This is a genomic window from Paenibacillus sp. Y859 (assembly GCF_056786405.1).
The window spans coordinates 397066-419639 of sequence record NZ_JBXCIZ010000001.1 but is presented as its reverse complement, the minus strand read 5'-3'; the positions used below and the strand labels follow the sequence as shown (position 1 = coordinate 419639).

At 40.0% G+C, this 22574-nt stretch carries 24 protein-coding genes; all 24 read left to right on the top strand.

The features are described 5' to 3' along the window. Window positions 1–2: 2 nt before the first annotated feature. The 24 genes from sucD to AC1TO8_RS01930 all read left to right on the top strand — a co-directional run bounded on the left by sucD (window position 3) and on the right by AC1TO8_RS01930 (window position 22571). The gene (sucD, locus tag AC1TO8_RS02045; RefSeq protein WP_482053944.1) at window positions 3–932 is read left to right on the top strand and encodes a succinate--CoA ligase subunit alpha; all 930 of its coding nucleotides are present in this window, start codon (window positions 3–5) and stop codon (window positions 930–932) included. Between the two features lie 241 nt (window positions 933–1173). Beyond that, entirely contained in the window at window positions 1174–2301 is a 1128-nt protein-coding gene (gene dprA / locus AC1TO8_RS02040; RefSeq protein WP_482053943.1) for a DNA-processing protein DprA, read from the top strand. A 50-nt stretch (window positions 2302–2351) separates the two neighbouring features. Next, the gene (gene topA, locus AC1TO8_RS02035; protein ID WP_482053942.1) at window positions 2352–4451 is read left to right on the top strand and encodes a type I DNA topoisomerase; all 2100 of its coding nucleotides are present in this window, start codon (window positions 2352–2354) and stop codon (window positions 4449–4451) included. A gap of 22 nt (window positions 4452–4473) precedes the next feature. Next, window positions 4474–5799: an FADH(2)-oxidizing methylenetetrahydrofolate--tRNA-(uracil(54)-C(5))-methyltransferase TrmFO gene (gene trmFO / locus AC1TO8_RS02030; RefSeq protein WP_482053941.1), complete on the top strand. Its 1326-nt coding sequence runs from the start codon at window positions 4474–4476 to the stop codon at window positions 5797–5799. Between the two features lie 11 nt (window positions 5800–5810). Continuing rightward, on the top strand, window positions 5811–6353 hold the full coding sequence (gene hslV, locus AC1TO8_RS02025; RefSeq protein WP_482053940.1) for an ATP-dependent protease subunit HslV: 543 nt from the start codon (window positions 5811–5813) through the stop codon (window positions 6351–6353). Window positions 6354–6394: 41 nt separating this feature from the next. After that, window positions 6395–7801, top strand: coding sequence for an ATP-dependent protease ATPase subunit HslU (gene hslU, locus AC1TO8_RS02020; protein WP_482054485.1), 1407 nt, complete (start codon window positions 6395–6397; stop codon window positions 7799–7801). A gap of 620 nt (window positions 7802–8421) precedes the next feature. Next, complete coding sequence (flgB, locus tag AC1TO8_RS02015) at window positions 8422–8829, top strand: flagellar basal body rod protein FlgB (protein ID WP_482053939.1); 408 nt, start codon at window positions 8422–8424, stop codon at window positions 8827–8829. A 6-nt stretch (window positions 8830–8835) separates the two neighbouring features. Continuing rightward, window positions 8836–9294: a flagellar basal body rod protein FlgC gene (gene flgC / locus AC1TO8_RS02010; protein WP_482053938.1), complete on the top strand. Its 459-nt coding sequence runs from the start codon at window positions 8836–8838 to the stop codon at window positions 9292–9294. A gap of 38 nt (window positions 9295–9332) precedes the next feature. Next, window positions 9333–9644 (top strand): flagellar hook-basal body complex protein FliE, encoded by a 312-nt coding sequence (gene fliE / locus AC1TO8_RS02005; protein ID WP_482053937.1) that lies wholly within the window; start codon window positions 9333–9335, stop codon window positions 9642–9644. 34 nt (window positions 9645–9678) lie between these two features. After that, the gene (gene fliF, locus AC1TO8_RS02000) at window positions 9679–11256 is read left to right on the top strand and encodes a flagellar basal-body MS-ring/collar protein FliF (RefSeq protein ID WP_482053936.1); all 1578 of its coding nucleotides are present in this window, start codon (window positions 9679–9681) and stop codon (window positions 11254–11256) included. An 11-nt stretch (window positions 11257–11267) separates the two neighbouring features. Further along, entirely contained in the window at window positions 11268–12284 is a 1017-nt protein-coding gene (gene fliG / locus AC1TO8_RS01995; protein WP_482053935.1) for a flagellar motor switch protein FliG, read from the top strand. After that, entirely contained in the window at window positions 12277–13134 is an 858-nt protein-coding gene (locus AC1TO8_RS01990) for a FliH/SctL family protein (RefSeq protein WP_482053934.1), read from the top strand. Before fliG ends, AC1TO8_RS01990 begins: the two co-directional genes overlap by 8 nt. Beyond that, window positions 13121–14440 carry a flagellar protein export ATPase FliI gene (gene fliI / locus AC1TO8_RS01985; RefSeq protein WP_482053933.1) on the top strand — a complete coding sequence of 440 codons (1320 nt, stop codon included), beginning with the start codon at window positions 13121–13123 and terminating at the stop codon, window positions 14438–14440. Before AC1TO8_RS01990 ends, fliI begins: the two co-directional genes overlap by 14 nt. Window positions 14441–14450: 10 nt before the next feature. Continuing rightward, the gene (gene fliJ / locus AC1TO8_RS01980) at window positions 14451–14894 is read left to right on the top strand and encodes a flagellar export protein FliJ (protein WP_482053932.1); all 444 of its coding nucleotides are present in this window, start codon (window positions 14451–14453) and stop codon (window positions 14892–14894) included. Between the two features lie 53 nt (window positions 14895–14947). Next, the gene (locus AC1TO8_RS01975) at window positions 14948–15874 is read left to right on the top strand and encodes a MotE family protein (RefSeq protein WP_482053931.1); all 927 of its coding nucleotides are present in this window, start codon (window positions 14948–14950) and stop codon (window positions 15872–15874) included. A 42-nt stretch (window positions 15875–15916) separates the two neighbouring features. After that, entirely contained in the window at window positions 15917–17350 is a 1434-nt protein-coding gene (locus tag AC1TO8_RS01970; protein WP_482053930.1) for a flagellar hook-length control protein FliK, read from the top strand. A gap of 18 nt (window positions 17351–17368) precedes the next feature. Next, window positions 17369–17908 (top strand): flagellar hook capping FlgD N-terminal domain-containing protein, encoded by a 540-nt coding sequence (locus AC1TO8_RS01965; protein ID WP_482053929.1) that lies wholly within the window; start codon window positions 17369–17371, stop codon window positions 17906–17908. Then, window positions 17905–18288, top strand: coding sequence for a TIGR02530 family flagellar biosynthesis protein (locus tag AC1TO8_RS01960; protein ID WP_482053928.1), 384 nt, complete (start codon window positions 17905–17907; stop codon window positions 18286–18288). The genes AC1TO8_RS01965 and AC1TO8_RS01960 overlap by 4 nt, the downstream gene beginning before the upstream one ends. 79 nt (window positions 18289–18367) lie before the next feature. Continuing rightward, window positions 18368–19186 (top strand): flagellar basal body rod protein FlgG, encoded by an 819-nt coding sequence (flgG, locus tag AC1TO8_RS01955; protein ID WP_482053927.1) that lies wholly within the window; start codon window positions 18368–18370, stop codon window positions 19184–19186. A 56-nt stretch (window positions 19187–19242) separates the two neighbouring features. Beyond that, window positions 19243–19467, top strand: coding sequence for a flagellar FlbD family protein (locus AC1TO8_RS01950; RefSeq protein WP_482053926.1), 225 nt, complete (start codon window positions 19243–19245; stop codon window positions 19465–19467). Beyond that, a complete protein-coding gene (locus AC1TO8_RS01945) occupies window positions 19464–19931 on the top strand; it encodes a flagellar basal body-associated FliL family protein (RefSeq protein WP_482053925.1) in 468 nt (155 codons plus the stop codon). Before AC1TO8_RS01950 ends, AC1TO8_RS01945 begins: the two co-directional genes overlap by 4 nt. 38 nt (window positions 19932–19969) lie before the next feature. Continuing rightward, window positions 19970–20968: a flagellar motor switch protein FliM gene (gene fliM / locus AC1TO8_RS01940; protein ID WP_482053924.1), complete on the top strand. Its 999-nt coding sequence runs from the start codon at window positions 19970–19972 to the stop codon at window positions 20966–20968. Continuing rightward, the gene (gene fliY / locus AC1TO8_RS01935) at window positions 20958–22178 is read left to right on the top strand and encodes a flagellar motor switch phosphatase FliY (protein ID WP_482053923.1); all 1221 of its coding nucleotides are present in this window, start codon (window positions 20958–20960) and stop codon (window positions 22176–22178) included. Before fliM ends, fliY begins: the two co-directional genes overlap by 11 nt. 27 nt (window positions 22179–22205) lie before the next feature. Beyond that, window positions 22206–22571, top strand: coding sequence for a response regulator (locus AC1TO8_RS01930; RefSeq protein ID WP_482053922.1), 366 nt, complete (start codon window positions 22206–22208; stop codon window positions 22569–22571). The last annotated feature ends 3 nt before the right edge of the window (window positions 22572–22574 follow it).

Here is a 22574-nt window from a genome sequence, read left to right as displayed (position 1 = left end):
TCGTGAGCATTTTAGTCGATAAACATACCAAAGTCATTACCCAAGGTATTACGGGGGCGACAGGTCTATTCCATACCAAAGGCGCGTTGGATTATGGTACCCAAATGGTGGGTGGAGTAACTCCAGGTAAGGGTGGTACAAATGTAGATATTACATTGGAGAATGGGGAAACTGTTAGCTTACCGGTATTTAATACTGTGATTGAGGCGCAACAAGCAACAGGAGCGACAGCAAGCGTGATTTATGTTCCACCAGCTTTTGCAGCAGATTCGATCCTTGAAGCGATAGATGCGGAATTGGATCTCGTGATCTGTATTACAGAAGGTATTCCAGTGCTGGATATGGTCAAGGTCTCTCGCTATTTAGAAGGTAAGAAGACGGTATTGATCGGACCTAACTGCCCGGGTGTCATTACACCTGGTGAATGTAAAATTGGTATCATGCCTGGTTATATTCATCTTCCAGGACATGTAGGTGTCGTTTCAAGAAGTGGAACGTTGACTTATGAAGCGGTTCATCAACTTACGACTCGTGGAATCGGTCAATCCTCTGCAGTAGGAATCGGCGGAGATCCAGTGAAGGGATCTGAATTCATTGATATTTTGAATCTATTTAATGAGGATCCCAATACGTACGCTGTTATTATGATTGGTGAAATCGGTGGAACGGCTGAAGAAGAAGCAGCGGAGTGGATTCGTGAGCATATGACGAAGCCTGTAGTTGGTTTTATTGGTGGCGTAACTGCACCTCCAGGTAAACGTATGGGACATGCAGGAGCAATTATTTCTGGTGGTAAGGGGACAGCTGAGGAGAAGATTTCTAAGCTTGAAGAATGTGGTATCAAGGTTGCCCCTACGCCATCAGAAATGGGTTCTACTCTAGTAAGTGTTTTAGAAGAACATGGTATTTTAGATAAGTGCATGACACAGTAATGTCGTTTCATGTATAATAGCTGCACAAGGTAAGCAACCTTTTATTCCCTTTTGGGGAATAAAAGGTTGCTTTTTTTTCGAAATATAAGAAATTATAAGTTTCACTTGATACTCTATACCTTATATTTCCGCTGAAATGGGTATCGTCTTTGAACAAAAGGACGGCATAGCCGTTTCTACTTGTATGGATCATGTATCATTTTATTAAAGGGTATACTAACCTATTTTTGAGGAGGCAATTATGAGAACTGAGGAAGAAAGAATGATGCTTATAGCGTTACATGAATTGGATGGAGTTGGATGGAAGACCATTGAACGATTGTCGAGAAATGGGGTTTTCTCGGTTCAAATGCTGAATTATAGTCACTTGGATTGGGAGAAAGCGGGATTAACGCGAGATAAGGCGGAAACGATTTTCAGACAATTGTCGAAAGAACGAATCGAAGAACGTAGAGCCCAGCGTGTAGAGCGTGGAATTGAAGTGTTAACGATATTTGATGAGCAGTATCCTTATTTATTAAAAGAAACTCATCAACCACCGTGGGTGTTATACTGTCTCGGGGAACAGAAATTACTTCATACACTTAGTATATCTATGGTAGGAACGCGTATTCCGACAGCTTATGGACGGAGGGTAGGTTCGGTTTTGGCTGAAGAGTTGTGCGCCGCAGGTGTAACGGTTATAAGTGGCATGGCTAAGGGAATAGACACGGTATGTCATGAAGCAGCATTGAAATGTGGTGGGCAAACCATTGCAGTCATGGGGACGGGAATGGATATTATTTATCCTGCGGAGAATACATCATTATTTGGGCAGATCGTTAAGCATGGATTAATTGTAACAGAATATCCTTTGGGTACCCCGTCACATCCGGGTTTATTTCCGCAACGCAATCGAATTATTGCAGGTCTGAGTGTAGGAACGCTAGTAGTTGAGGCGGATGCTCGAAGTGGATCGCTAATTACTGCAGATGCGGCAATGGATGCGGGGCGTGATGTCTACGCTGTTCCAGGACCGGTAACGTCACCTAAAAGCAAAGGTGCCCTCAATTTGATAAAGCAAGGTGCAAAGATGGTCACATGTGGAAAAGATATACTCGAGGAGTATGAATCACGTCTGTCCAAAGATAGAAACGATGACATGAAATTAAAGGGAATTATTGAAGCGAAAAGTAATCGTTTAATAAATGAGGATTTGACAACTGATGAGGTTGAACTATACCATATACTCGAGCAGGGTCCATTTACAGTGGATGAATTACTACTGCAAAGTCACTGGGTTTTTGGACATTTGCATTCAGTTCTGTTATCTTTAATCATAAAAAAGCAGATTATCCAATTGCCTGGTGCTATATATAAGATTATATAATGAAGTAATTGAGAATTTGAAGGTTCGATTGTTTGAGAGGAGATGAACTCATGGCAGCAGATTCACTAGTTATCGTAGAGTCGCCAGCAAAGGCGAAGACGATTGGTAAATATTTAGGAAGCAAATATATTGTTAAGGCATCTATGGGTCACGTAAGAGATTTACCTAAGAGCCAAATTGGCGTTGAGGTTGAGAATAACTTTAATCCCAAATATATTACGATTCGTGGAAAAGGTTCTATATTGAAGGAATTGAAAGATGCTAGAAAAAAAGTGAAATATGTCTATCTTGCAGCCGATCCGGATCGCGAAGGTGAAGCGATTGCTTGGCATTTGGCACAAGCGCTTGATGTTGATTTAACTGGAGATTGCCGCGTAGTGTTTAATGAGATTACGAAGCAGGCTGTCAAAGATGCTTTTAAAACACCGCGTAAAATTAATATGGATCTCGTCAATGCGCAACAAGCTCGGAGAATTCTAGATCGATTAGTAGGTTACAAAATAAGCCCCCTATTATGGAAGAAAGTCAAAAAGGGTTTATCTGCAGGACGTGTCCAATCTGTTGCAGTTAAGATTATTATGGATCGCGAGAATGAGATTGATGCCTTTGTTCCAGAAGAATACTGGAGCATTACTGCACAGTTGGCTAAGGGAGACACAACGTTCGAAGCGAAATTCCATCGACTTCATGGTGAGAAGAAGGATCTATCCTGTGAGGCAGACGTGCAGGAAGTATTGAAAGAAATTAAAGGTGCTTCTTATAAGGTTAGTGAAGTTAGGGAGAAAGAGCGTCAGCGTCATCCGTCCGCTCCCTTTACGACGAGTTCATTGCAACAAGAAGCTGCAAGAAAACTTAATTTTCGTGCAGCGAAGACGATGTCAGTAGCTCAGCAACTTTATGAGGGTGTTGAATTAGGTAAAGAAGGTACAGTCGGTCTTATCACTTATATGCGTACAGATTCAACACGTATTGCGGCGTCCGCAGCTGAAGAAATTAAGGAACTGATTGGGAGTAAATATGGGGAAGCTTTTGTACCAGAAGCACCACGTCAATTCTCCAAGAAAGCGGCTAATGCGCAAGATGCTCACGAAGCTGTTCGTCCTACATCCATTCTTAGAGAACCAGACAGTGTGAAGCCATTTCTAAGTCGTGATCAATTACGTCTTTATAAGCTAGTATGGGAGCGTGCTATTGCCAGTCAGATGGCATCAGCAATACTGGATACGCTTTCCGTAGATATTGCCGTAGGTAAAGCGACATTCCGAGCTGTCGGTTCTAAGGTGCGTTTCCCTGGTTTTATGAAAGTGTACGTAGAAGGTAATGATGATGGGACGACGGATGATGATAAGTTCTTGCCTGCCCTTGAACCTGGAGATAAGTTAACTAAGAAAGATGTCGAACCGAAGCAACATTTTACGCAACCACCACCACGATATACGGAAGCTCGTCTAGTAAAGACGCTTGAAGAGCTAGGTATAGGGCGTCCGAGTACATATGCGCCTACGTTGGAGACGATTCAAAAGCGTGGATACATCGCGATGGAAGAAAAGAAATTTATGCCGACTGAGCTGGGTGAGCTTATAATCGAGCAAATGGAGCAATTTTTCCCTGAAATTCTAGATGTAGAATTTACAGCCCATATGGAGGATGACTTAGATCACGTAGGTGAAGGTGCGAAAGAATGGGTTAAAGTACTTGCTGATTTCTATGAGTCTTTCGAGAGACGCCTTATCGTAGCTGAAGAAGAAATGAAAGAGATTGAAATTGAAGACGAAGTTTCCGATGAGATTTGTGAAAAATGCGGGAAGTTTCTGGTGTATAAGATAGGTAGATTTGGTAAGTTTCTAGCATGCGCCGGATTCCCGGATTGTCGAAATACGAAACCTATCATTAAGGATATTGGCGTTAGTTGTCCTAAATGTAAGGAAGGTCATGTCGTAGAAAGACGTAGCAAGAAAGGACGGATATTCTTCGGGTGTGATAAATATCCAGAGTGTGACTTTGTGTCATGGAATCGCCCATCATTGAAGCCATGTCCGAAGTGTGATTCCTTAATGGTTGAGAAACGTAATAAACAAGGAAATAAACTTCAATGTACAGCATGTGATCATGTTGAATTGGTTGAAGATAATGATGATACAGAAGATTGATCAATTGCAGGGGGTAGTGAAGTTGAAAGAACCACAAAGAGTAACTGTAATAGGTGCAGGACTTGCGGGAAGTGAAGCGGCTTGGCAAATAGCTAGCCGTGGAGTACCTGTCAGATTATATGAAATGCGACCTGTAGTGAAGACTCCGGCCCATCATACGAATCAATTCGCTGAATTAGTATGTAGTAATTCTTTGCGGGCGAATGGTTTGAGTAATGCCGTAGGTGTCTTGAAAGAAGAAATGAGAATGATGAATTCACTGATTATGGGATCAGCAGATAGAAACGCGGTACCAGCGGGCGGAGCGCTTGCTGTAGATCGTGATGGATTCTCAGGTGAAATAACGACGACACTTCATAATCATCCTTTAATAGAAGTGATTAATGAGGAGATTACACATATACCTGATTCAGAGATCGTTGTGATTGCGACAGGGCCACTTACCTCTCCGGCATTATCTGCGCAGATCCGTGAGTTAATGGGTGAGGAATATTTCTACTTCTATGATGCTGCTGCTCCAATTATAGAGAAAGACTCCATTAACATGGATAAAGTATATTTGGCCTCTCGTTACGATAAAGGGGAAGCGGCATACTTGAATTGTCCGATGAATGAAGAGGAGTTCAATGCATTCTATGATGCATTGATAACGGCGGAAGTAGCTGAACTCAAAGAATTCGAGAAAGAAATATATTTCGATGGTTGTATGCCAATTGAAGTGATGATGGCACGCGGCAGACAAACAGCTCTGTTTGGCCCGATGAAGCCTGTCGGCTTGGTGAATCCACACACAGGAACCCTTCCGTATGCTGTTGTTCAATTGCGACAGGATAATGCAGCAGGCACTTTATATAACATGGTTGGATTTCAGACGCATCTTAAATGGGGCGAGCAAAAACGTGTGTTTGGTATGATTCCTGGGCTTGAGAACTTAGATATCGTAAGATACGGTGTTATGCATCGTAATACATTTATTAATTCACCTAGATTACTTCAACCTACCTATCAATTGAAAGACAATGAGAATCTCTTCTTTGCCGGTCAGATGACAGGAGTCGAAGGTTATGTTGAATCAGCGGCATCGGGTCTTATAGCGGGCATTAACGCCGCGAGAATGGCTCTTGGTGAGGAATGTCTAGTATTCCCTCCATTGAGTACACTAGGTAGTATGTCGCAGTATATTACGACAGCAGATTCTAAACATTTTCAACCGATGAATGCTAACTTTGGACTTTTGCCTAGCTTAGAGAAGAAGATCCGTAACAAGAAAGAGAAGAATGAAGCTCTAGCTGAAAGGGCTCTCGAGAGTATTCGTGCTTTCAAGTCAGAGACGAATGTAGATAATTAGGAGGTCAAAGGATGGATCTATCATTTCATGCGACAACGATTTGCGCAGTGCGACATGATGGTAAAGCAGCCATAGCCGGTGACGGTCAGGTTACCTTCGGTGAGAGTGTCATTATGAAGACGACAGCTAAAAAAGTTCGACGATTATATCGTGGAGAGGTCATTGCAGGGTTTGCTGGTTCAGTAGCTGATGCGATAACATTGTTTGAAAAGTTTGAAAGTAAGCTTGAAGAACATCACGGGAATCTTCAACGTGCCGCTGTTGAGCTGGCCAAGGATTGGCGTCAAGATCGAATTCTCCGTAAGCTAGAAGCTCTCATGATTGTTCTGAACAAAGATGGGATGTTACTCATTTCTGGTGGTGGAGAAATCATTGAACCAGATGATGATGTGATTGCTATTGGATCAGGTGGCAATTTTGCGTTAGCTGCAGGTAGAGCACTTAAAAGACATTCACCTCAACTGGAAGCTAAGGATATTGCAAGAGAGGCTTTACAAATTGCATCTGAAATTTGTGTGTATACGAACGGGAATATTGTGGTGGAAGAATTATAGGATTGTACGTGTTAATACACTATAGCGTGGAGGAAACTATGATGAGTAATCAATCTTTGACGCCCAGACAAATTGTAGCTGAATTGGATAAATACATTATCGGACAAAAGCAAGCTAAGAAGTCAGTAGCTGTAGCACTTCGTAACCGGTATAGACGTAATAAGCTTCCAGAACATATAAGAGATGAGATTGTCCCAAAGAACATCTTGATGATAGGTCCTACGGGTGTGGGTAAGACAGAAATTGCAAGAAGACTTGCGAAATTGGTCAACGCTCCCTTTGTGAAGATTGAAGCAACGAAGTTCACAGAAGTTGGATACGTTGGGCGTGACGTTGAGTCGATGGTACGGGATTTAGTCGAAATATCTATTCGCATGGTCAAGTTGGAACGTACGGAGAAAGTCCATGAACAAGCTGTAGAATTGGCTAATGAGCGTATTATAGAGATGATTGTTCCATCCAGTACAACAGGTACTAAGAATCAGGGAAATCCGTTTGAAATGCTTTTTGGCGGGAATAACAGTAATCAACAGACTCCTCCGGAAGAGAAAGAACAGGATAGTAGCATCATTGAGCGTAGGAGAAAAGTTAAATTTGATTTGTTATCAGGTAATCTAGAGAACGATAACATTGAAATTGATGTCGAGGATGCTAGTTCGCCTATGATGGACCTATTTGCTGGACAAGGTAATGAGCAGATGGGAATGAATATGCAAGAAATGTTTGGTAATCTTCTTCCGCGGAAAACGAAGAAACGGAAACTTCCGATTAAAGATGCACGCGAGGTGCTTATTCAGGAAGAGGCAGCCAAACTTATTGATATGGACGATATGATATCAGAATCAATTCAACGTGCTGAGCAATCAGGGATTATATTTATTGATGAAATTGATAAAGTGGCAAGTACAGGTAAGGGCAGTGGACCGGATGTATCACGAGAAGGTGTTCAGCGTGATATTCTTCCGATAGTTGAAGGGTCTACGATCATGACAAAGTATGGTCCTGTAAAAACGGATTTTGTTTTGTTTATTGCGGCAGGAGCCTTTCATATGGCTAAACCTTCAGATTTAATCCCGGAGCTACAAGGTCGCTTTCCAATACGTGTTGAATTGAATAGCTTAACGTTAGAAGATTTCGTATCTATTCTAACAGAACCAGAGAATGCTCTGACGAAGCAATATGTTCAATTGCTAAAGACAGAGGACATAGAACTTCAATTTGATCCAGCCGCTATTCGTGTCATTGCAGAGATGGCAGCAACAGTCAATCAGAATACGGAGAACATTGGTGCAAGAAGACTTCATACTATTCTAGAGAAGTTGTTGGAGGATTTATCCTTTGAGGCTCCTGAGCTAACTCTAGAGAGCATGACGATCACCGCTGAATACGTACGTGAGAAGTTAGCTAATATAGCTCAAGATCGTGATTTGAGCCAGTATATATTGTAGATAAATCAAAAGAGCAAGACTCGTTTTTTACGAGTCTTGCTCTTTTTTTACAGTTCAATAGATAGTTACACTTTGTCGAACTAGAGCGAGATGTTCTATCTTGGTAAAGGTAATATTGTAAAATATCTAATTTGATGAAATCACATTTACTAACGTTGTGGATTCCATACATTTATCTAAATGATAGTATATAGGTCGAAAGTTTCATTTGCAATCATATTTAAATGTTAATAATTTATGTAAATGTTACGAAATTAAATTCGAATCGGGATTAATCAGCAAGATCCCGGTTTAAAACCCCTTTCGTTGACCGATATTGATCATAAACTTTTTTTGTTATATTAAATATAAGATAATAGTCCTTCATTTATAGAAAAATAGGGCTTTTTTCTTATTGTAATAATGCATAAAATTTAAGAAAATGAGCCTATACGACAAAATGTTTGATGAATTGCAAATGCCGATAAAGCATTAGGATTTAAAAGAAGGTTTAAAAGAATTTTGTCGAAAAAAAGGGATTTGTATCTCTTTGTAGAAATACTATCTTTAACAACGTTAAAAAGGTCAACTGAGTATTTAAAGAAAAATTAAAAACAGAAATTCGAAAGAGAGGGTCAGAATTGAATCTGTTAAATGGTGCAACTTTTCAAAAGTTACAAGGCGCATTAGATGCAGCAAATACAAGACAACAAGTAATTTCTAATAATATTGCTAACGCAGAAACGCCCTATTTCAAACGTTCTGTAGTTTCGTTTGAAAGTCTACTACAACAAGAAATGAATGAAGAAATGCGAACTCTTAAAGGGAATAGGACTGACTCACGTCATTTTACGATTGGACCTATTACGGAAATGCCATCGTCAGTTGTTACTATGGATTCTTCGACGGTGATGAATAATAATTTAAACAATGTTGATGTAGAACTGGAAATGTCACTATTAGCAGATAACCAACTTCGTTACAATTCTTACATATCACTAGTTAATAATAAAATGAAAATGATGCGTACTGCAGTGCAAGGGAGCTAATAGATTATGACTCTAAGTAATAGTTTTGGAATAAGTGCAACTGCGTTGACTGCACAAAGACTGCGGATGGATATTATTTCATCTAATATTGCGAATGCAGGAACAACAAGAGCAAGTGTGGTTAATGGGGAAGTAGTGCCTTACCGACGGAAAATGGTTGTGTTTTCACCGAATGAAACGAATTTTTCCAAAATGCTTCAATCTCAAATGAGCGGAAACTCTTCGAAAGGTATTGGTTCTGGTGTTAGAGTGAAATCTATTGAAGAAGATAGTGCTCCGTTAAAGCCCGTATACAACCCTACGCATCAGGATGCTAATGCCGAAGGGTATGTTATGATGCCGAATGTTGACATGAATAAGGAAATGGTCGATATGATTTCAGCCTCGCGTTCTTATGAAGCTAATATTACAGCTCTTAACGCATCTAAATCCATGATTATGAAAGCGTTGGAGATTGGACGGTAGTGGCAAGAGTTAATTAGATATGTAAAGGAGGGAATTGAATGATTCAAAACATGATGTTCAATACAGAACTAGTTAAACCGTTGCAGATGCCAAACAATATAGGAAAAGAATCTGCCACACCAATAGAATCACTTAGTAATTTCGGGGCTTACTTAGAAAATGCAATTCAACAAGTGTCAAATCAAGAGGTCGATGCAAGTGTTATGAGTGAGAAACTGTTACTTGGACAAGCAAATGTTGATGAAGTCCTGATCACTGCCGAACAAGCTTTATTGAGTTTACAGTTGACTGCACAAGTTCGAAATAAAGTGATTGAGGCGTATCAAGAGATTATGAGAATACAATTATAGAGAATTCTAGCTAAGCTTCGGGTGGGGTGACAATGTGAATGAGAGAATTACCGGGTATAAGGATAAAGTTACCCAGTATTGGAATCAATTCAGTAAAAATCAGAAAATAATATTTGGATCTACACTATCACTTATCATTATTTCTACTATTATTATAACGATGATGTTATCAAAGACAGAATATGAAGTAGCATTTAAAGATTTGAATGCAGCTGATGCGGCAGGTATTATGACCTATTTGGAAGAAAGTAATATCTCTTATAAATTAAGTCCTGATGGAAAAAGTGTGTCCGTACCAAGCACACAGGCTGCGCGTGCGAAAGTAGATGTGGGGTCTCAGGGCATTATTGAGAATGGCTCAATAGGTTACAAAATTTTTGAGCAAAGTTCATCTGCAATCGGAATGACAGACAGTGAATTTAATGTGAAGTATAATAACGCTTTGAACGGTGAAGTAGAACAACTATTGACAAGAATGAATGGTATTAGAGATGCTAAAGTACTCGTCAGTTTGCCAGAAGAAAGTGTCTTTGCAAGTACAGGGAATGAAGATAAAGCATCAGCTTCAGCCGTATTGGAGTTCAAGATGGGATATAGTCCTAAACAAGAAGCCATTGACGGTTACTATAATCTGATGAAGACAGCTATCCCAAATCTCCCGATTGAGAACATCACTATCCTAAATGGTGATGTTGAGTTGATCTCAACGGTGAAGGGTGGGGAAGGTGGTCTAACATCAGTATTGGAAGCTAACTTCGCGTTACAAAAAAGGTTTGAAAATGAAGTTCGTCAAAATGTGAAGAAATTTCTAACCCAATTTACTGGTGAGGGCAAGGTAGAAGTCCTTGTAGCTTCCAAGCTCAATTTTGATAAAATTCAAAGTAACGAAAAGATGGTTACACCCGTAAATCAAGAAGACATGAAGGGTATAGAAATCAGCGTACAGAAGATATCGAAAAATTATTCGGGTACCAGTGCTCAAGATAGTGGTGTGGTTGGAACTGGACCGGAAGAGATTCCAGGATATCCAAGTAGTACCGATTCGGGTAGTACAACCTCTGAAGAACTATCAGAAACAGTGAATTATGATGTTAACCGGATTACAAGAGATATTATATCAAGCCCCTACTCTGTAAAGGATTTAACCATAAATGTAGCAGTGGAACCACCTACGGGACAGAATAGTTTGGATGAAGCTACGCAAGATGCGATAAAGAATGTTCTGGTTAATATTGTGAGAGCCTCTGTTGCGGATTCTGGTATTACATATACAGACGCTGACTTAGATAAAAAAGTTTCGGTCTATGCTCAAAATTATAATATTGTTGATACTAGTAAGTCAGGAATAAGTCTTTCCAGCGGTCTTTTGTGGGGGATTGGGCTAGCAGTCTTAGCTTTGTTAGGAGTAGGTGGATATTTCATATTCCGTCGTCGTAAACAAAATGAGGAATTCGATGAGGATGTTCCATTGCAAGTTCCTACGGAGTTTCCTTCCATTAATTTGGAAAGTTTGAATAATGAAAGTCAAGTGCGTAAACAGCTCGAAACGCTGGCGAAAAAGAAACCAGACGAATTCGTCAACTTGCTGCGTACATGGCTGGCTGACGAATAGAGGTGGGTTTATTGGCAAAGTCAAATCATCAAGGGTTGAGTGGTCGTCAGAAAGCGGCGATTCTACTCATCACCCTAGGGCCTGAAGTTTCTGCACAAATATTCAAACATCTACGCGATGAAGAGATTGAACAATTAACTCTTGAAATTGCTAATGTGCGAACAGTAGATAGCTCAGAAAAAGATACGATCATGGCTGAATTTCATCAAATCTGTATAGCGCAAGAGTATATCTCGCAAGGTGGTATTAACTACGCAAGAGAGATTTTAGAAAAGGCTCTTGGACCACAAAAGGCACTTGAGGTTATTGGTCGATTGACAGCCACTCTTCAAGTAAGACCTTTCGATTTTGCACGTAAAGCGGATCCGAATCAGATATTGAACTTTTTACAAAATGAAAATGCACAGACGATTGCCCTGGTACTTTCATATTTACAATTCGAGCAATCGGCAGTAATCCTGTCATCGTTACCTCAGGAGAAACAAGCAGATGTAGCTCGAAGAATTGCAGTTATGGATAGTACATCTCCTGAAGTTCTTTATCAAGTAGAAAGAGTTCTTGAACAGAAACTTTCATCAACAGTGACACAGGACTTCACCAATGCGGGTGGTCTTGAGTCTATCGTTCAAATCCTAAATGGAGTTGATCGGGGTACTGAGCGTACAATTCTGGATGCATTGGAAATTCAGGATCCAGAATTGGCAGAGGATATCAAGAAGCGGATGTTTGTGTTTGAGGATATCGTGAATATTGATAATAGATCCATTCAACGGATTATTAGAGATATTGAGAATGCAGATCTTCAACTTGCGCTCAAAGTGGCAAGTGATGAAGTTCGTGATGTTGTTTTCCGTAATATGTCCAAACGTATGTCCGAATCTTTTAAAGAAGAAATGGAATTCATGGGTCCTGTAAGACTACGTGATGTCGAAGAAGCGCAGACACGTATTGTCGGTACGATACGCAGATTGGAAGAAGCCGGTGAAATAATAATTGCTCGCGGTGGAGGAGATGACATCATTGTCTAATTTGATCAAACATTCCCAGTATATACCTGTGGAAGTGTTGAAGGAATTGGATTTGTCTAAACATTACAACACTAGTGAGCTGGAAACGGAATTGGAGATCGAAGAAGTCCTCGTTGAAAATGAAGAGGTTACTATTCGGATTGACGAAGAAACAGAAAGACTGAAGACAGAAATACTTCAAGATGCTAAGGAATTTGCAGAACGGCAAATTCGTGAATCATCACAGGAATCGGAACAACTGTTATCGAAAGCTACAGAAACTATCGACCAATGGTGGCATGAACGTCGAGAACAAGATGAACATTTAACAGAAGCCATTAAATCGGAAGCTTATGAGCAAGGTCACAGCGAGGGACGTATCAAGGCAGAAGAAGAGCTTCAGAAGAAGATAGAAGAAATGATGCTTGAAGCTCAGGCTGTGCTGGAAGAAGCTTACCGTGTTAAGAATGAGATTATTCAAGAGGCGGAGCCTTTCTTGGTAGAACTAAGCACTGCAATTGCTGAAAAAGTTATTGAGAAGCAGTTGACAATCGAGAGTGAATTTATGATTGATTTGATCAAAAGAAACTTAGCGAGGAAAAGAGAACAAGGAGTTATCACTTTATGTGTTTCTCCAGTTCATTATGAGTTTGTACAAGCAGCTAGAGAAGAGCTGTGTCTATCGATTGATTCACAGGCAGAACTGAAAATATTACCTGATGCTACTGTGAATGATGGCGGATGTGTCATCCGGTCATCACTCGGAAGTATTGACGCGCGAATTGATACACAGCTAGTCGAAATTAAGAAAGAACTGATTCGTATAGCTCTAGATAATGATGATCGGAGAAATCAGGATGAAAGTGCTTGATAGTCAGCGTTATTTGGATCATCTGGATCATTTAGATCCCGTGAGAGTTAATGGGAAAGTGACACAAGTGATCGGGTTGATGGTTGAGTCGGAAGGTCCAGATGCGAACATCGGAGATGTCTGCTACATCTACCCTAGTAAAAGCACCAAGCCACTCCAAGCTGAAGTGGTAGGGTTTCGGGATAACAAGGTGCTGTTGATGCCACTTGGAGACCTTCAGTCTATTGGGCCAGGTTGTGATGTGGTAGGTACAGGGAAGCCACTAAGTGTGCAAGTAGGGTCTGAATTACTAGGGAAAGTATTGGATGGATTAGGTCAACCCTTAGATGGGTCTCTGATCCCAACAAGAATGGCCTTCAGTTCAACGTTTAGACCTCCTTCGAATCCATTGAATCGACCCAGAGTGCTTGAACCCATTAGTATTGGGGTGAGAGCTATTGATGGATTGCTTTCAATCGGGAAAGGGCAACGGGTTGGTATCTTTGCTGGTTCAGGTGTGGGTAAGAGTACATTAATGGGAATGATTGCCCGGAATACTTCTGCTGATGTTAATGTCATTGCACTAATTGGTGAGCGCGGTCGAGAAGTTCTCGATTTTATAGAACGTGATCTAGGCCCTGAGGGATTGAAGCGCTCTGTGGTTATTGTAGCTACATCCGATCAGCCTGCATTAATTAGAATCAAAGGTGCACTTATTGCAACGACGATCGCAGAATATTTCCGTGATCGTGGGATGAATGTCATGTTAATGATGGATTCAGTTACTCGCTATGCGATGGCGCAGCGTGAGGTCGGACTCGCCGTTGGTGAACCGCCTGCTATGAGAGGTTATACACCATCCGTCTTTGCTAATCTTCCCAAACTGTTAGAAAGAGCAGGGACGGGTCCTACTGGCTCTATAACGGCTTTTTATACCGTATTGGTTGACGGTGACGACATGAATGAGCCCATTGCGGATGCGGTCCGAGGTATTCTAGACGGACATATTGTGTTAAACAGAAATATTGCTAATAAAGGTCATTTCCCGGCGATTGATATTCTAGCGAGCATCAGTAGGGTGATGAAAGATATTTCATCAGATGAACATACTGAAGCTGCTGAGAACTTAAAACGACTGCTCGCTGTATATACGGAATCTGAGGATTTAATTAATATTGGTGCATACCATCGTGGATCAAATGATAGTATTGACGAATCTATTGACTTCATTCAGAATATCTGGGACTTTAGTAGGCAAAAGGTAAATGAGAAAGTATCATTTCAGGAAGTGAAGGAACGCTTGATTTCTGAATTTTCGAGGAGATGAATGATAAAGCATGAGATTTCATTATGCATTTCAGAATATTGTGAACTTGAAAGGGAACGAGAAGACACAAGCAGAATGGATATTGTCCAATGCCATTGCTAAACTACAGGAAGAAGAGAACTTCTTACAAGAATTCGAAAATATGAGGATTGAAATGACGAATCAACTTCAATTGGAGATTGAGAATTCCGCTCCTGTTGTAAAAGTACAAGCTATTCAAACGTACGTAGAGCATCTAGAACAATGTATTATTAGAAAGCATGTGGATGTTCGAAAAGCGAATGTGGTAGTGCGAAAAAGTCAAAGTCATTTAACAGATAAGATGTTGGATGAAAAAGTATGGATGAAATCTCGTGAGAAAGCAAAGGACAAATTTCAACATGAGACGTTACTCCGGGAACAAAATGAACTTGATGAAATAGCAACTGTAAGGTTTGTTATGAATCTTAGATAGAAACTTAATCGGGAGAATGTACAAATGTCTTGCCCCTTAGGGAGGGAATAAAAGTGGCACGTAATGATAATGACTTTGAGGACGAAAAGGAATCAGCAGGCGGATTTGAGCGGTTTTTAATGTTAATTATCCCTATTATTTTCACCATTGTTCTCGTAGGCGTATTACTTATTCTTTTTAATATGGATATACGTAATTCAGTTCTAGAATTCGCTAATAAAGTTCCAATCGTACAGAAATGGGTACCTGAACCTAATCTAGATCCGGAAAAGACGAAGCTACAAGAGAGCAAAGAAGAGATGAAAAGTGTGGAAGCTACACTAAAGGAACTAAAGAACCAGCTAGTTGCTAAAGAAACTGAATTAGAGCAAGAACGTGAAATTAAAGCTCAACAGGAAGCTCAATTGAAGGATTTAGAGACGAAGCTAGAAAGTTTGGAACAGGAAGATGTCGAAGTGATCCCTGAAGAAGATCTCGATGCTGAGTACCAGAAACAGATTGATGACCTTGCCAAATTGTATGCCAATATGAGTCCTAGTAAAGCAGCGCCAATCTTGCAGAATATGACGTTGGAAGAAACAGTACTATTGTTTAATTCAATGAAAAATGATAGTAGAATGGCAATACTTGAAAAAATGGATCCAAAGGTAGCGGCTGAAGTAACGATGTTAATGAAGGATACAAAATCAGCTCTTGATCTGCAGATCGCAGCATTGCAATCGCGTTTGAAGAAGGAGGACACAACGACTGTTCCAACTCCAACGAACTTGAATAAGAATCAATTGAGTCAGACTTTTGCCAATATGACACCGAAAAGTGCTGCCGATCTTCTCTTTCAGACTTATAAGATTAGTCCAGATAAGACACTGGAGATTTTAAGATCAGTAACGGATGCAACTCGTTCATCATTACTTGGACAAATGTCATCCATCGATCCATCTACGACGGCGATCATACTTAATAAACTTATGAGTAAATAATTTGAAGTTTAATAGATATGACGTGGAGGGAGGTGAAAATAAATGACGTTAATATTTCATAACATGGCTATGAATAATGCGAGTTCAACTAAGGGCGCAACGACAGGTGGAAAAGTGTCTAGTGATTCTACTGTAAATATGGTTGAGGGTTCTAGTGCACCAGTAGAGCAATCCTTCTCATACATTATGGGAGAGGGGACAGCTCCAAAAACGACACATACTCTCTCAGATGTAGCTTCATTGTTAGAAGGTCTTCAGCAGAATGTGTCTGCACAGGGAACTACAGTGACGGAAGCGGACTTGCTTAATCAACTTCTACAAGGATTTACTGATGAAATCACCAAAGTAGATGAGGCGATCGAAGTAGATCCATCGTTGATGCTGTTGCTTAAAGACTGGTTGCAGCAAGTGAATACATTGTTGGGTTCGGGTGAGGCTGAGAATAGTGAGACAGAGCAGAGTGTATTATTGTCTAGCATGCTTGCAGAGCAACCAGATACGATCAGATTTGCAGTGCAAGATGCAGTGAATCAATTAATATCTATGTTGCCACAGAATGATGCTACAAGCCTTTCTTCTAGTCCGCAAGCTATTCAATTGTTGGCTTCAGTTCATAACCTATTGCAACAAGTAGAACAGAATAAACCACAGACAGCCATTATTCCAACTGAAGTTGCGGATAAGGAAAGTGCGAAGGCATTTGCCCTATTACAATCCAATGCTAATAAAGTAACTCAAGCTGATGGTTCAACGATTCTAAACAAAGGTGAAATGGTTGTTAATTCTAATGCTTCTCAGGTGTCTACACCAATGAAATTAGATCAACTCATTCAAACGCTACATGGAACAGCATCGAACCAAAGCGATGAAGTTGTTGCTAGTACGGTGCAGAAGTCTGCTACTACTGAGACAGCTGAATTCTCGCCAGATCAAGGGATATTAACAGCTGGGGAGCTATTGATGAGAGAAGGAATCAAGAATCCATTAAAGGCAGCTCCAGTCCCTGTTGAGAAATTTCCTGAAGAAGTGACCAAGCTTCTAGTTAGTAAATTGGATATTGTGAAGCTGAATGGCATGACTGAAGCGAGAATATCTCTTTATCCAGAGCATTTGGGGCAAGTTGATATTAAAATTACGATGTCGAATGGTCAATTGATTGCAACCTTTATGACTGAACATGCTGGAGCCAAGGGATTACTTGAACAGCAAATGTCACAACTCCGCACAGTACTACAATCTCAAGGCTTACAAGTTGAGAGACTGGAGGTGACGCAGAATCAATCCCTTCAATCACATATGTATCAAGAAGGTCGCCAACCAAGTGCAGGTCAGCAACAATCGAATCAAAGATCTAAAGAGCGGGAAGACCAAAGTGATGATTCATTAGCGATCGCTGAACTGACTGAAGAAATGAATGATTGGTTATCAGAACAAGTTAATATTGAACATGGAAATACATTTACAGCGAAAGCATAAAGAAAAGGGGGTGAACTCGTGGCTTCGGAAATTATAGGAACCAACAATATTTGGCCAAATTATTCTGCCAGTAATGTTAAAACGGCAAGTGCAAAAGATACTTCCACAATGGGTAAGGACCAATTTCTAAAGATCATGATTACGCAACTCCAGAATCAAGATCCGATGCAACCCTTAGAAGATAAGGAGTTTATAGCTCAGATGGCGCAGTTTACGTCCGTTGAACAGTTGATGAATATCTCGGGTCAACTAACTACTTTGAATCAATCATTAGGCAGTGTTTCAGGGCTGATTGGTAAAGAAATAAGTTGGATTGATTCAACGGATAATAGTACATCGGAAATCTTAACAGGCACCGTAAATTCTATTGTTATTCGTGATGGTGTTCAATATGCAACGGTTGGACAGATAGCTGTTCCAGTAAATCTAATTCTTGAAATTGGAAATCCTGTTGCAAATGAAAATCCACCTGTAACAGAACCAGATGAGAATGAGGATTCTCCTGCAATTGAGCCAGAACCAGAAGTAGAGCCAGAAGTGAATGAGGAAATCATATGAATGAACGGCTGATAATTGGCCAGCTGTTTCCTACCCCAGTAAATTCTACTTCCAATGCTAGAAATGTACGTCACTCACAGGGGGCAGTGAATAGTACCTCATTTGATCAATTGTTACAGCAAAATATGCTCAAGTTCAGTAATCATGCTGTAAAGCGCTTAGAGCAAAGGGGTATTGATATTCCTAAAGAACAGCTGTCACGCATATCAGATGCAGTTGATCAGGCCGCAGCAAAAGGTAGTAAAGAATCGCTTATATTATTGAACGATATGGCATTGATTGTGAATATCAAGAATCGTACTGTTGTTACAGCAATGGACGGTGGATCAATGAAGGATAATGTATTTACGAATATTGATAGTGCAATCATCGTTTCATAACTGGCTGGCCCGAATCGGAAGCCAGTGGACTATTGATCGATTGATATAGTCCATGTAATTAATAAGGGGGAATAGTGAAATGTTAAGATCTATGTACTCAGGGGTTTCTGGTATGAAGGGGTTTCAAACGAAACTAGACGTAATTGGTAACAATATTGCCAACGTCAATACGATTGGATTTAAGTCAGGTCGCGTGATGTTCAAAGATATTATGAGCCAAACGGTTTCAGGTGTAACACCTCCTACTGATGGTACACAAGGTGGAGTGAATGCTAAGCAGATCGGTCTAGGTGTATCGATTGGATCCATTGATACTTTGCATTTAGCTGGTAGTGCTATGACAACAAATCAACCAACAGATTTACGGATTGATGGAGATGGATTCTTCCTAGTAAGTATGGGGGATGAACAAGAGGTTCCCTTTTTGACACGCGCAGGTGACTTTCATATCGATGCACTTCGTAATCTGGTGACATCAGATGGATTGTTCGTGCTTGATACAGGGGGGGCACCTATTACATTAGAAGATGATGTTACTTCGTTCTCAATTGCACAAGATGGTACTATTATTCAGAAGATGGGTGATGGAACGACAGAACCAGGGGCGCAACTTGGCATAGCTAAAATAATTAACCCTGAGGGTCTCGAGAAAATTGGAGGGAACTTGTACCGAGTGACCTTAAATGCAAACCCGGATGGTGAATTTGAATTGTTTGCAGCTAATGATGTGGAGGTAGGGACAGGAGCTATTATATCTGGACAATTGGAAATGTCAAACGTTGATCTCACAGGTGAGTTCACGGAAATGATTGTTGCACAACGTGGTTTCCAAGCCAACTCCCGTATTATAACTACATCAGATGAAATCCTTCAAGAAGTTGTGAATTTGAAACGCTAATGATATAGCGGGAGGAGAGCGTGTCTCTTCTCCCGGATTTTCATAGGAGGCTTACGATGATCTCTCTTACAAGGATAAATGGTTCTGAAATGTGGCTAAATGCTCTTCTCATTGAAATGGTAGAAGAAACACCTGATACTTACATCACATTAGTTACAGGAAAAAGATTAATCGTGCTTGAAAAGGCTGCTGTAGTAATCTCGCTTGTAAAACAATATACACAAGAGATTGGTATGAATAATGCAACTATTAAAGTGGTACATACGGAGGAATCCCCATGAAAAAGATAATGCCTTGGCTGATTACGATTCTATTAGCTATAACATTAATTGTATTAGCCGCTTTCTTGCTATTCAATAATTTGTTTAGTAATCCAAATGACAATGTTAGCAAAACCGTAAATGCTGTTCAAATGAGAGGTTTGACTGCGGATCAAATGGTTGAAATGACCTCGGAAATAACTGGTATCAAGACAAATTTAGAGGATCTTGATTATATCGTAATGATGAATTTTGCGTTTCAATTGGATAGTAAGAAGTCTAAAGAGGAATTTGACAAAATTAAAGAAATTAGAGTTAAGCCAATTATTCTCAAAATACTTGCTGATACAAAACCAGATGATCTTAAAGGTGCGAATGGTAAAGATCAATTGAGCGCAAAATTGATCAATTTGATTAATGAGGGCTTAACTAGAGGACAATTGATGCAAATTGAGATCACAGATTTTATGTTAGCACCGATGTAAAAAGTAAAAATGGACTAAATTGTTAGGGGGTGAGATGATTGGTAGATGTATTATCACAAAATGAGATTGACGCCCTACTCGCGGCACTATCTTCTGGGGAAATGGATGCGGAAGAACTCAAAAAGGAAGAATCCCAGAAAAAAATTCGTTCATATGATTTTAAAAGAGCCGTACGTTTCTCTAAAGATCATATTCGAAGCTTAACTCGTATTCATGAGAATTTCGCTAGATATTTAACAACGTATTTTTCAGCACAGTTAAGAACTTTTGTGCAAATAAACGTCGTTCAGGTAGAACAGCTTCCTTATGATGAGTTTATTCGCTCTATACCTAAAATGACGATACTTAATATTTTTGAGGCAGAACCACTTAAAGGTAGAATGGTCATGGAAGTGCATCCGAACGTGGCTTATGCTATGTTAGATCGATTGCTTGGTGGTATAGGGAATGCACCAGCTAAGATGAACTCACTCACAGAGATAGAAACGACGATTATGGAGCGGATTTTTGGTAGAGCTTTTGAAAGTCTGCAAGAAGCATGGAAGACAGTCTTAGATATTTCACCTCGTATGGAGGCTATGGAGACTAATCCACAATTTATGCAAATTGTCTCACCGAATGAAACGATTGCTTTAATCTCTTTAAGTACTAAAATTGGAGATACGACAGGGATGATAAACATCTGTATACCACATGTCGTTCTAGAGCCCATTATGTCTAAACTATCTGCACATCAATGGTTTGTGTCTGAAAAGAAAGAAAGTGAACCACTTGAAGTGGAAGCTTTACAGCAACATGTTAAGCATACGCAGTTAAAGATTGTTGCTGAGCTCGGAGAATCGAAATTGTCTGTATCTGAATTTCTAGGATTAACGGTAGGAGATGTCATCAATCTTAACAATTCAGTTAATTCAGGGTTAGCGATTAAAATTGGAGAAATATTAAAGTTTACCGGCAGTCCAGGAACGATAAAGGATCGCATAGCTGTACAGATTGATGAAATTGTTAGTGAAGGAGTTGAAGGACATGACTGGTAAAGATTATTTAACCCAAGAAGAAATTGATGCATTACTAAGGCAGTCAGACTCAGATGATTCTACGGGGAATAAAATAGAGACTGTAGATGACTATTTAACACCACTTGAACAAGATGCATTGGGTGAAATTGGTAACATTACTTTTGGTAGTGCTGCGACGGCCCTTTCAACATTGTTAGGAAAAAAAGTAGATATTACAACGCCGACAGTAGCAATCATTACCCGAAGTCAATTCGAAGATGAATTCCCGAAACCGCATGTTGCTGTCCATGTGACATACGTGGACGGATTTGAAGGGATTAATTCACTTGTCATAAAGACAAGAGATGCACAAGTTATTGCAGATCTAATGCTTGGTGGCGAAGGCGATTCGAAAGAAGAAGAATTGAATGAGATTCATATTAGTGCGGTTCAGGAAGCTATGAATCAGATGATGGGTTCATCGGCAACTTCGATGTCAACACTATTTAATCGCTTTGTTAATATTTCACCTCCTGGAATTGATATATTAAATATAGCTAACGGTGAAGGAGTTGCTAATCTTCCTTCCGAGGAAACGTTGATTAAAATATCATTTCGATTAACCATTGGTGATTTAATTGATTCAACGATTATGCAGCTACTTCCGGTTCATTTTGCTAAAGATATGGTGAGAATTTTACTTAATGGTGCAGATGAACATATAGAGACTGTAGCAGCTCCTATTCAACCTCCTGTGGCACAACCAGCATTAAATATACCACCACCGCCACAGAGTAGCCCTAGCACTCAACAAGGCGTGGGGAACGCTGGGTATGCTCAGCAACAGGGTATGCCTGGGTACGATCTGAATCAACAATTCCAGAATGCTCCATCACAACCGCAGCATTACGGAGCACCTAATCGTAATTTAAATGTTCAGTCTGTGCAGTTTGCTAATTTGCAGTCAGCTCCATATCAGCAAGTGGATCAAAATAATTTAGAATTATTAATGGACGTACCACTCAAAGTTACCGTAGAATTAGGCAGGACCCATAAACAAATAAAAGATATTCTTGAATTATCGCAAGGATCGATCATCGAACTAGACAAACTTGCAGGCGAACCAGTTGATATTCTTGTGAATAACAAAATGGTAGCTAAAGGAGAAGTTGTTGTCATCGATGAAAACTTCGGTGTGAGAGTAATAGAAATAGTTAGTCAATGGGATCGTCTACAGAGAATACAATAAGGTGTATATAGGGAGGATTTTTAACAAATGGCAAATCGAATTCTTATCGTGGATGATGCAGCTTTTATGAGAATGATGATCCGTGATATTTTAACGAAGAATGGTTTTGAAGTCGTTGGAGAAGCAGCAGATGGTGCACAAGCTATTGAAAAATTCAAGGAAACACGTCCGGATTTAGTTACTATGGATATAACGATGCCGGAAATGGATGGCATTACGGCTCTTAAAGAAATTAAAATAATAGATCCGACTGCGAAGGTTATTATGTGTTCTGCAATGGGCCAACAAGCTATGGTAATTGATGCTATTCAAGCAGGTGCAAAAGACTTTATTGTTAAACCATTTCAATCAGACCGTGTTGTTGAGGCTATTAATAAAACTTTAGGAATATAGGTT

Coding starts and splice junctions, on each gene's coding strand:
- dprA (WP_482053943.1), top strand. CDS start 1,174: ATGAGAACTGAGGAAGAAAGAATGATGCTTATAGCGTTACATGAATTG.
- topA (WP_482053942.1), top strand. CDS start 2,352: ATGGCAGCAGATTCACTAGTTATCGTAGAGTCGCCAGCAAAGGCGAAG.
- hslV (WP_482053940.1), top strand. CDS start 5,811: ATGGATCTATCATTTCATGCGACAACGATTTGCGCAGTGCGACATGAT.
- hslU (WP_482054485.1), top strand. CDS start 6,395: ATGAGTAATCAATCTTTGACGCCCAGACAAATTGTAGCTGAATTGGAT.
- flgC (WP_482053938.1), top strand. CDS start 8,836: ATGACTCTAAGTAATAGTTTTGGAATAAGTGCAACTGCGTTGACTGCA.
- fliE (WP_482053937.1), top strand. CDS start 9,333: ATGATTCAAAACATGATGTTCAATACAGAACTAGTTAAACCGTTGCAG.
- fliI (WP_482053933.1), top strand. CDS start 13,121: ATGAAAGTGCTTGATAGTCAGCGTTATTTGGATCATCTGGATCATTTA.
- fliJ (WP_482053932.1), top strand. CDS start 14,451: ATGAGATTTCATTATGCATTTCAGAATATTGTGAACTTGAAAGGGAAC.
- AC1TO8_RS01970 (WP_482053930.1), top strand. CDS start 15,917: ATGACGTTAATATTTCATAACATGGCTATGAATAATGCGAGTTCAACT.
- AC1TO8_RS01960 (WP_482053928.1), top strand. CDS start 17,905: ATGAATGAACGGCTGATAATTGGCCAGCTGTTTCCTACCCCAGTAAAT.
- flgG (WP_482053927.1), top strand. CDS start 18,368: ATGTTAAGATCTATGTACTCAGGGGTTTCTGGTATGAAGGGGTTTCAA.
- AC1TO8_RS01950 (WP_482053926.1), top strand. CDS start 19,243: ATGATCTCTCTTACAAGGATAAATGGTTCTGAAATGTGGCTAAATGCT.
- AC1TO8_RS01945 (WP_482053925.1), top strand. CDS start 19,464: ATGAAAAAGATAATGCCTTGGCTGATTACGATTCTATTAGCTATAACA.
- fliY (WP_482053923.1), top strand. CDS start 20,958: ATGACTGGTAAAGATTATTTAACCCAAGAAGAAATTGATGCATTACTA.
- AC1TO8_RS01930 (WP_482053922.1), top strand. CDS start 22,206: ATGGCAAATCGAATTCTTATCGTGGATGATGCAGCTTTTATGAGAATG.